The organism is Allolucifera butyrica, from assembly GCF_900476375.1.
In the GTDB taxonomy this organism is placed as follows: domain Bacteria; phylum Bacillota; class Negativicutes; order Sporomusales; family UPPP01; genus Lucifera; species Lucifera butyrica.
On sequence record NZ_UPPP01000058.1, the window covers coordinates 97,769 to 108,553 of the forward strand.

Below are 10,785 nucleotides of genomic sequence, written 5' to 3' on the forward strand. Positions count from 1 at the left end.
GAGAAAGTTAGCTTTTGGTTTTAACACAAATCTTGTTAGGAAAGCGAGCTGAAAAAAATGATTGGGATGGAAACGAGGCAAGAGGAAGTACTAGAGGCTGAAAAGGCCGGAATGCCGCAGGAAGAGATAAGAATGCCAAGCGGTACGCAAGTATCGAGCGGGCAGCAGGCGATGTGGTTCCTTTATAAGATGACGCCCCTGTCGTCGGCTTATAATTTTAAGCATGCGGCAATTATAAAATCTGAGATAAATGCTGATTTGTTAAAAAGAGCCCTGCAGACCGTTATGCAAAGATACCCCGTTTTACGGACCACGTATTCTGATTTAAATGGCCGGATCATGAAAACCGTTCTGTCTGCCGATTCAGCGAATTGCTTTTATTTTGAGGAAAAGAACGCCCAAAGTTTTAGTAAGGAAGAAGTGGAGCAATATCTGATAGAAAAATGCGAAGAACCTTTTGATCTTGCCCAGGGGCCTATTGTGAAAGCCTATCTCGTCAGAGTGTCCGGCGACACCGCTATATTTCTGCTGCTCATACATCATATTGCTTCCGATTTTGTAACTTTGGAAATCATTGAAAAGGAACTTGGCGAGGTATATACGGGTCTGAAAAACGGAAACGGGATTCATTTATCCCAACCGGCCTTTGACTATACCGATTTTGCCATACAAGAGGCCGAATTTCTGAATAGTGACGCTGCGAAGAGTCAACGTGAATATTGGCTGAGCAATTTGGCGGGAGAGTTACCGGTGCTGAATCTGCCTGCAGATAAACCGCGGACTCAGGCTGCGAGTCAAAAGGGCGGCATTATCCGGTTTACTGTCGATAAGAATTTAACTAAAAAAGTAAAGGAATTGGCCGCTAATTGCGGGGCTACCCCCTATAGACTGTTCATGGCGGCTTATTATTTGCTTCTTTACCGCTATACCGGACAGAAGGATCTAATTGTCGGGTCGCCGGTATCTTTGCGAAGAAACAATGATTTTAATGACACGGCAGGTTATTTTGTAAATATGCTGCCTTTTCGCATAAATCTGGAGCATAACCTCAGTTTTAACGAGTTATTGGCGAAAGTGAACAGCGTAATTTTAGCGGGACTTAAACAGGGAAAGTACCCTTTTTCCAGGATGGTTGCAGAATTGCAGTCCGACCGGGATTTGACCCGGCCGCCCATTTTTCAGGTCTCCTTTACGATGGAGAGGCCCAACGATGCGTCGTTAGCGGGAATGACCCGGTTTTATTTGGGCGGTCCGGATACCGAAATCCGGTTTGGCGAATTGGCAATGGAATCGTTTGAGTTTGCCCATTGCGCGTCCCAATATGAACTTTCTTTGTTCATGGAAGAAATAGACGAAGAATATTGCGCCTGGTTCCTGTATCAGACTGATTTATTTTATCCTTCCACGGTGGAACAAATGGCCGGTCATTTTGTAAATATTCTTGCCGAAGTGACCGAAAATCCGCTGCAAGGCATAGACCAATACCGGATGATTAGTGCGGAAGAAAAAGAAAGGGTGTTGAATGTCTGGAACCGGAGGGATGTTACGTTTCCTTCCACAGTATGCATCCATAAAATGATTGAACAGCAGGTTAGGAAAAACCCCGGCGCGGTTGCAGTTTCTTTCGGTGATGCGGCCCTTTCCTATGGCGAACTGAATCAAAAAGCAAACCAACTGGCTCATTATCTCCGAATGCGGGGAGTGGGTCCGGGGGTGATGGTGCCAATCTGTATGAACCCGGGCCTGGAAATGATTGTCGGCCTGCTGGGGATATTGAAGTCGGGTGGGGCCTATGTGCCGCTCAATCCCGTGTATCCGACGGAACGGATTCGCGGAATTCTGGAGGAGGTTCAGCCAATTATTATTTTAAGCGGGCTGAACTTTAGCGACCTGTTTGCCTGCTATGCGGAAAGGGTATTGCTTCTCGATGCGCAGTGGGATTTGGTAAGTAAGGAAGACACCGGCAATTTGGACGACACGGCCACTCCCGGCAGTACTGCCTATATTATTTATACGTCGGGATCGACCGGCAAGCCCAAAGGTGTAATGGTCAGCCATTCCAATGTTGTACGGCTTTTTGCAGCGACCGGCCATTGGTATCAATTTAATAATGAGGACGTATGGACCCTGTTTCATTCCTTTGCGTTTGACTTTTCCGTCTGGGAGATTTTTGGGGCCCTTGTTTACGGCGGCAGGCTGGTTGTTGTGCCTTATTTTACTACCCGGTCGCCGGAAGATTTTTATAAGCTGCTGAGCAGGGAGAAGGTAACTGTCTTGAATCAGACCCCTTCGGCTTTCCGGCAGCTTATCAGGGTGGATGAAAAACTATGCAAGACGGACAGGCTGTCCTTACGGTATGTTATTTTTGGCGGGGAAGCGCTGGAATTAAAAACACTGGCGCCTTGGTACGAACGCCACGGGGACAAACGGCCGCAGCTTATTAATATGTATGGAATCACGGAGACAACCGTCCATGTTACGTATAGACCGCTTTCAATAGAAGATGTAGAGAGTGGCTCGGGCAGTATGATTGGCATGCCAATCCCTGATTTACAGGTTTATATACTGGACGAGAATAAAAATATCGTTCCGAATGGCTGCAGCGGAGAAATCTATGTAGGCGGCGCAGGCGTTGCCCAGGGTTATTTTAAAAGAGAAGATCTGACCCGGGAACGGTTTGTGGATGACTTTATAAACCCGGACAGGGACGGCAAGCTTTATCGCTCGGGGGACCTGGCGAGGTTCCTGCATAACGGCGATATTGAATATTTGGGACGGATTGATCATCAGGTAAAGATCCGCGGCTTCCGGATCGAACTCGGGGATATTGAGGCGAAAATACTTGAGTTTCCCGGGGTGCGCGAGGTTGTGGTGGCCGTCAGGGAAGACGCCGGCGATAAACGGCTGGCCGCCTATGTTGTTATGAAGGAAGAGCAGGTTTTGGTTAGTGCGGAACTGAGAACCTTTTTAAAAGCAAGAATCCCTGAATATATGGTGCCGGCGGCCTTTGTGGAAATGGATTTCATACCCATGACGGCAAATGGCAAAGTAAATAGAAAAGCTCTCCCTGTTCCGCCGGCAGCGGTTATAGATAAAGCAGCCGGATGGAATTCGCCCAAGACGGAACTGGAAAAGGCAATCGCCGGTATTTGGCGGGATGTTCTGGGTGTGGAAAGCGTTGGGACGGAAACGAATTTTTTTGATATCGGCGGTAATTCCCTGTTGATCGTTCAAATCCATTCCCGTCTGCAGCAAACAATTCCTCACCGGCTGGAAATTATTACTCTGTTCCAATATCCCACCATAAAGTCCCTTGCTAATTTTATACTGTCCCAGCAGAATTCAATTGCCCGCAGCGACGGGGAACCAGACCGGGCCCAACTGCGCCGGCAGGCAAGAATGAGAAGAAAAATTGTGTAGTTCTGTTTTAGTAAAAGAAGTGGAGGATTGGTTATGAGTGATAACCTGTTTGATATAGCAATCATCGGTATGGCCGGACGGTTTCCCGGAGCCCGGGACATAATGCAATTTTGGGAAAATGTTAAGAACGGCAAAGACTGTATCACCTTTTTTACCGATGCTGAATTGAAAGAGGCCGGAGTCGGTGAGGAACAACTGAAAGACCCCGGCTACGTAAAAGCGTTCGGCTATATTGAGGATATCGAGATGTTTGACGCGCCGTTTTTTAATATTACCTCACGGGAGGCGGAATTAACCGACCCGCAGCAGCGGATTTTTCTGGAGTGCGCCTGGGAAGCGATGGAAAATGCCGGATATGTTCCGGAAAAGTATACCGGAATCATCGGCGTTTTTGGCGGGGCAAGCAGTAATACCTATCTGTTACATAATATCGCCAGGGCGGAGGGCATTGACACCGGTACCTACCCGGTGATGATCGGCAATGAAAAAGACTTTTTGTGCACCCGTGTCGCCTACAAGCTGAATCTGAAAGGGCCCGGCCTGACAATCCAGACGGCGTGTTCCACCTCCCTGGTGGCGGTACATATGGCTTGTCAGAGTATTTTGAACGGAGAATGCGATGTGGCTCTTGCCGGAGGGGTTACTGTTAGGGTGCCGCAAAAAGCCGGCTATCGGTACCAGGAGGGAGGGATTCTTTCCCCGGACGGCCATTGCCGGGCCTTTGACGAAGGGGCCCGGGGAACGGTAATAGGAAACGGAGCCGGCATGGTTGTGCTCAAATCACTAACCAAGGCCGTAAAAGACCGGGACCATATTTATGCCGTGATTAAAGGAACGGCGATTAATAACGACGGGGCGATGAAAGTCGGATTTACCGCTCCCAGCGTCGAAGGGCAGGTGAAAGTGATTCAGGAGGCGTTGCTGGTTGCCGGCGTATCGCCGGACTCAGTCGGCTATCTTGAAGCGCACGGAACGGGGACGCAATTGGGTGATCCTATTGAAATTGCGGCCCTAAGACAAGTGTTTCAAGAAAGCACACCCAAGAAAAACTTTTGTCCCATCGGCTCGGTCAAGGCCAACGTGGGACATCTTGACGCCGCCTCAGGGGTCACAGGCCTTATCAAAACGGTATGGATGCTTGACAAGCGGTTAATTCCGCCCAGTATCAACTTTGTAAGTCCCAATCCGAAACTGGAGTTGGATAATAGCCCTTTCTTTATCAACACGAAGTTAACGGAGTGGAAACCCACCGGCGAAACACTGCGGCGGGCCGGGGTCAGTTCGTTTGGACTGGGCGGCACAAACGCCCATGTGGTACTGGAAGAATGGGAACGCAGGGAAGAAGAAAGACAAAATCAGGCAATGTGGAGCCTGATTCCTATTTCGGCCGGAACAACGGAGTCTCTTGAGAGAGTGAAGGCAAACTATTTGCACTATTTTAGTGAAAATCCCCGGATTGAAATGGACGATGCAGCCTTCACCCTGGCTATGGGCCGGCGGGAGTTCGGCAACCGGTTTTATTGTGTCTGCAAAGACCCGGCTGATTTTGAAGCGATTGTTGGCGGGAAAGAGACGCCAAGAAGCGGCCAGGGAAAGGTAGAAGACAGAGAACGGGAAACGCTCTTTTTGTTTCCTGACATGGAGCGGATTCATAAAGAGAGTATTCGGGAGATTTATGAATCGGAACCGGTATTTCGCGAGAGTCTGGACCAATGTTCTAAAATGGTAGGTGAGAAATTCGGACTCAGTCTGGAAAATAGGCTATTTGGAGTAGAGCCAGCAAAGGAAACCGATGACCGGGAGAAACGGCTGGTTCAATTTTCGCTGCAATATGCTCTGGCGATATTCTTTACACGGCTGGGAATCAATGCGGCTTTATGGGCCGGAGGGGCAATCGGGAAACAGGTCACCTTATGTGTCGGCGGTGAAGTAACTCTTGACAGCGCCTTTGCTGCTGTTGGCGATGACTTTACGGCAGAAAAAGAACCAGAGCATGACAACCAATATATCATGCTGGATTCTCAGGAGGATTTTAAATTCATTGATTCTCACCTAAGTACAAACAAGGAAAACCGGGTTACCGTCCTGATTATGGGCTCTCATTACGGGAGCGAGGTTTTGGCGGCTCATTTTACGAATGCTTTGGTGCTTCCCGTCCTGCTTGACGAGGAGTCCAAGGATTCCAGCCGGATGCACTTGTTAAATACGCTGGGGCATCTTTGGGTCAACGGCGTTTCCATTGACTGGAGTGTTTTGTACCGCCAGGGAGGGCAGAAACGGATCCCGCTGCCTGCCTATTGTTTTGACCGGAAGAGATATTGGATCGGAGCGCCTTGTTTCGATTCCATGGTTCAGGCGGCAGCAACTCTTGGTGGCGAAAACAGAAACCAGGCGGAGAACACGAAGGAAAATATTGACCGGGGCTATATCACGCAGCGCCTGAAAGATCTGGTGATGGAGCTAATCGGTACGGAAACAGTCGACGATACGGATGATATTTTTGAATTATGCGGGGATTCTTTTGTTGCTTTACAGCTGAATAACGAAATCGAAAAACAGTTCCATTTAAAGCTGCCTATTAAAAATATAATTGAGAATAATACCGTGGAAAAATTAGCGGACATAATATGGAATCTTCTGCATAGCAGCTCCGCCAAGGAACTGGCGGGCGAAGACCCTGTCGTTCGTTTCCAGACTGGGGGCGGCAAAACGCCCATTTTCCTTATCCATCCCGCGGGCGGCACAGTCATGGGATACAAGCCGCTTGTCCGGTATCTGCCGCAAGATTACCCGGTATATGGCATACAGTACACGTATAAAGAGGAAAAAAACGCAATCAGGACCATAGAGGATATCGCCGATGGCTATATTGAACTGATTCGCGAGATCCAACCGGACGGGCCGGTTATTTTGGGAGGGCATTCTTTTGGCGGCAACGCCGCCTTTGAGATTGCGGTAAGACTGCAGAAAAAGGGGGTGAAAGTGGAGCACCTGATTATGTTCGACAGTCATCCGCCGCTAGCCTATTATTGCAATGAAGTATTTAGCGAGTTGCGGTTTCTGAAAGCATTTCCGCTCGTGTGCGCCATGTATTTTGATAAAACGGCGGCAGCGGCGGACGTTGAAATTGATAATTTAGAGGGAGTTATCCGTTATCTGAAAGAGCGTGGGTGGATACCCTGGGGATTTGACAACATTCAGTTCAAAGAGTATTACCATATTTGGCGAAAAAATCATAATTCGCTGCGGACCCATATGCCGAAGGATCAATACACAGGCAGCCTGGTATTTTTCCGGGCACAAACGATGCAGCCGAAGGAAATTCTGGAGAGGCTTAATATTGCTTTAACAGAAGGTATGGATTTCGAGGAATGGAACAAATTATCCCCTTCCGGGTTAAAGCTTTTTGAAGTTCCGGGTTCGCATTATACAATGCTCAATGAGCCGAATGTGAAAGTAATTGCCGGGGTGTTAAATAAAGTCTTAGTATCCTGATTCATTCATTTAAATTCAGGATATGATTTCCTCCGTAATATAATGCTGATTTATTAAACAGTATCAAGGATTAACAGGTTTGTGAGACTTGATTTATTATATTCAAAAAGGAGAGAATTTTTATGCGGGCAAAAACGAAAGCGGCTACGGCGCAAGATTTTGTCAGGATGTTTCCGGATGAGGTTATCAATACCAATCAAATAGAGACGAGAAAGATGCCTAAGGCCCAAACCTTTAACCGAATGATGGCGCACGGAATTGACCATACGGACTATTCCAGAATTGTTGCCAGAGTTGCCAATGGTGAAGATTATGTACAGGTATGTGAGGAACTTGGGGATGCTTCCTGTGCTTATGCGGCAGGGGAATTAGAAAAAGGACACAGGAACACGGCGCGGGTCTTCTTTTTAAAAGCGGCGGCATTGTATCGGGTTGCTCCCTACGAGATTATAAATTTTACCGAAGAAAAAAGCAGAATCTATAATAAGGAACTGGCTAGTTTTTCTCGCGCCGTTCAATTATATGAAAATATGAAGGCGGAAAAAGTAGAAATTCCTTATAAAGATTCTAAAATGTGCGGCTGGATGTGTATTCCCCGGCAAGCGCCGGCGGACGTTCCGGTCATCGTTTTAATCGGCGGATTAACCGGTTTCAAGGAAGAATTGCATTTTATGGCCATGAAGCTGGTGGAGGCAGGCTTTGCCGTTTTGAATATGGACGGACCGGGGCAGGGAGAAACCTTTTATGCTAACCAATGTTATTTTGAAGTAGACAGTCAGGAAGGCCATAGAGCGATATTGGACTATATAATAAGCCACGGCGATGTGGGGAATAAAATCGGGTTGTACGGGCTATGCTTTGGCGGCTATTTTGTCGCCCGGACAGCAGCTTATTTTGCCGATGAGGTGGCGGCCTGCGCCAGTGTCGGCGGTTCCTATATCGCGAAAGAGGCGCTGCGGTTTAACCGGGACTTTTTGGACGCTTTTACCATGCGATCCGGAAAGGCTGAAAATGAAACGGAATATGTCAGACATGATTTTGCGCCCAGGTTCAATTTGGAGGGGATCGCAGAAAAAATAACTTGTCCGCTTTTGATAATCCATAATGATCCGGACCCTCTGATTAGTGCGAAGAACGTTAAAAGGCTGTATGAAGAGGCTGCTTCGGCGGACAAAACATTTAAGGTATATCCGGGGTCTGACCACTGCGCCTACAATGATTATACGGAAGTAAGCAACTATGTAGCAGACTGGTTTGCCGACCGGCTTTTATCCTAATTGAAAAAACGCCAAAGGGAGAGAGAGATTATGAGCAATAAAAAAGTGCTGGGAATTTGCGCAAGCGGCCATGAGAATGGAAACAGCTCAATTCTTTTGAATGAACTGCTCAGGCCTTTACGGGAAAAGGGACATGATATTGAAATAGTAAATCTGGGAAGATTAAACATTCTGCCGTGTACCGGCTGCTTTGGCTGCCTGAGCGGACCGCAGGCGGCAGGGAATTGTGTTTTGCAGGATGATTTGGAATTTATTAAAACTAAGATCAGGGAAGCCGATGCCATTGCTGTTTCGGCACCGTCCTACTGTCTTTCGGCTCCATCCAGATTAAGGGCAGTGATGGAGCGCATATCCCGGTGGGCGTTAAACGAAATGGCCCAAAGCGAAAAGAAAAAATACGGCGCGGCGGTATCGGTTGCCGGAGGAACGTTTTCGCTGCTCAGGACTCCGTTAAGCTTATTTTTGACATTATGCCACTGCGAAGTAGTAGGTCAGTTTACAATGGGAAATGCTTTTAATAAGGGGGAAGTTTTATTATTGCCGAGCAAGCTGAAGCAGGTGGCCAAACTGGGGGCCTCCCTTGCCGCTTCCCTGGAACAGGATCAGTGTATTAAATCGGCAGTCGGCCAGTGTGAAGACCGGCTGATTTGTACGAATTGTTTTGCCGATACATTCCAGATTCAAAAAGATGGCAGGCTTGTTTGCCCGGTATGCCGGATGGAACTAAAACGGCAGGATGAAGAATATCATTCGGTTGGTTTTTCCCGCTTCACCCATGAAGGGGCGCGCCTGTATGCCGGCGGCATAAAAAGTAACGCTTTGAAAGGAATGCTGGCCGGTGACGAAATCGGCAAACGGTTGGAAAATTATTTGAATCACGACATCCTACCGGATAAGGATTTTGTTTTGGAAATGGAAAGTGCCGGAGAAGCGGTTCCGTGGAACAACGAGGCTTTGGAGATATTAGATGCCTTGGCGCCCGGGGACGTGCGTGAATTTATCAAAAGAGTGATTGAAAAGAAAGCGCTGCAGGCCGGGCTTCACTGCATAACCAGGGATGTGCTCTTAACTATGGACCAAGGCAGGGAAGTATCCTGATTATTCATTCATTTTTTAAGACAGCCGCGGTAAAAGATAATATTTATACTGAAAAAATTACTTTAATCAGGCCGGACAACACATCCTATGCCGCGTTATGCTGCAGCGTTTGCTCCTGTGCGGCAGATTATAAAAAATTAGTTCGATTTCTTCACCCTGCGGAGCGGATTTACTATAATACCTTAAAACAGGAAAAGCGACTAAGAAATTATCTGATCGGCCGCTTCGCCGCCAAGCAGGCCCTAAAAACATTAGCGGAAGGGAAAAATCTGGCCGATATTCCGATCCTAGCCGGTATTTTTAATCAACCCATTGTAATAGGCAACGGACAAAATCTGCAAATCAGCATTACTCATTGTGATCATATCGGTGCGGCGCTTGCTTTTCCGGAAGCTCACCCAATGGGAATCGATATTGAAAAAATAGATTCCGGCAAGAAGGTTTTTGCCAAACATTTAACAGCTGCCGAAAAAAGACAAATGAGTGTTGCGCCGCTTTCCCCGGAAACCGGGCTTACTCTTTTATGGACAGTGAAAGAAGCATTGGCAAAAGTGCTGAAAACCGGATTCATGACGCCGTTTGAGGTCTTTGAGATATCGGAAATCCAGTTTGATAATAACTGTGTAATATGCTATTACAAAAATTTTACGCAATATAAGGCCATTGCCTGGGTGGCTAATCAGTATATCTGCTCAATTGCCCAGCCCTTAAGCACTAGAATATCCTTTCGTTTTGGTCATTTTTTAAATTTCCTTCATTAATTAAAAAAATTGCTGCTTTCCTTAACATATTGCAGCAACTTCAGAAGTAGCTGGTGATAATTCAAAAAGTATCACCAGCGCTTTTTTATATTTGTCCGTATCTTTCCCCTTCCAGTTCGGATATAATATTACGTGCTTTAGTTTGAAATAAAAGTCATTAAATTACAATTGACATAAATCCAGCGACATGATATTCTATATAAGCCGTCATGAGCGGCGGAAATAAATGGCACAAATAAGTGTGTTGACATAGCGAAAGTTAAATGCTATGATAGAGATCCGCCGTTGAACAAACGGCAGCAAAAAAAGTTGTTCCTTGAAAACTAAACAATGTAAGTAAGGTGAAAAGCCAGATGTGCGGACAGGTATTACGAGAGTAATACCGTCAAAAAACAACCAAGAATTCTTTAATTCATAAAGAGCCATCAAGGTTCTTCAATAAATATTATTGGAGAGTTTGATCCTGGCTCAGGACGAACGCTGGCGGCGTGCCTAACACATGCAAGTCGAACGGAGGTTTCAGCAATGGAACCTTAGTGGCGAACGGGTGAGTAACGCGTAGACAACCTGCCTTTTAGTTGGGGACAACACCTCGAAAGGGGTGCTAATACCGAATGAGCAGTCCGTGCCGCATGGCAAGGACAGGAAAGACGGCCTCTGAACATGCTGTCGCTAAAAGAAGGGTCTGCGTCTGATTAGCTGGTTGGTGAGGTAAGAGCTCACCAAGGCGACGA

The 10,785-nt window shown here is 47.0% G+C and carries 5 protein-coding genes and 1 rRNA gene; all 6 read left to right on the forward strand.

Annotated features, from left to right (window positions below):
* Positions 1-66 precede the first annotated feature (66 nt).
* Positions 67-3,420 carry a non-ribosomal peptide synthetase gene (locus LUCIF_RS04800; RefSeq protein WP_165865889.1) on the forward strand — a complete coding sequence of 1,118 codons (3,354 nt, stop codon included), beginning with the start codon at positions 67-69 and terminating at the stop codon, positions 3,418-3,420.
* A 33-nt stretch (positions 3,421-3,453) separates the two neighbouring features.
* The gene (locus tag LUCIF_RS04805; RefSeq protein ID WP_122626740.1) at positions 3,454-6,915 is read left to right on the forward strand and encodes a type I polyketide synthase; all 3,462 of its coding nucleotides are present in this window, start codon (positions 3,454-3,456) and stop codon (positions 6,913-6,915) included.
* A gap of 122 nt (positions 6,916-7,037) precedes the next feature.
* The gene (locus LUCIF_RS04810) at positions 7,038-8,192 is read left to right on the forward strand and encodes an alpha/beta hydrolase family protein (RefSeq protein ID WP_122626741.1); all 1,155 of its coding nucleotides are present in this window, start codon (positions 7,038-7,040) and stop codon (positions 8,190-8,192) included.
* A gap of 30 nt (positions 8,193-8,222) precedes the next feature.
* Complete coding sequence (locus tag LUCIF_RS04815) at positions 8,223-9,290, forward strand: NAD(P)H-dependent oxidoreductase (protein ID WP_122626742.1); 1,068 nt, start codon at positions 8,223-8,225, stop codon at positions 9,288-9,290.
* A gap of 401 nt (positions 9,291-9,691) precedes the next feature.
* Positions 9,692-10,051, forward strand: coding sequence for a 4'-phosphopantetheinyl transferase family protein (locus tag LUCIF_RS26455; RefSeq protein WP_207856997.1), 360 nt, complete (start codon positions 9,692-9,694; stop codon positions 10,049-10,051).
* A gap of 445 nt (positions 10,052-10,496) precedes the next feature.
* Positions 10,497-10,785, forward strand: a 16S ribosomal RNA gene (locus tag LUCIF_RS04825); the annotation flags it as partial.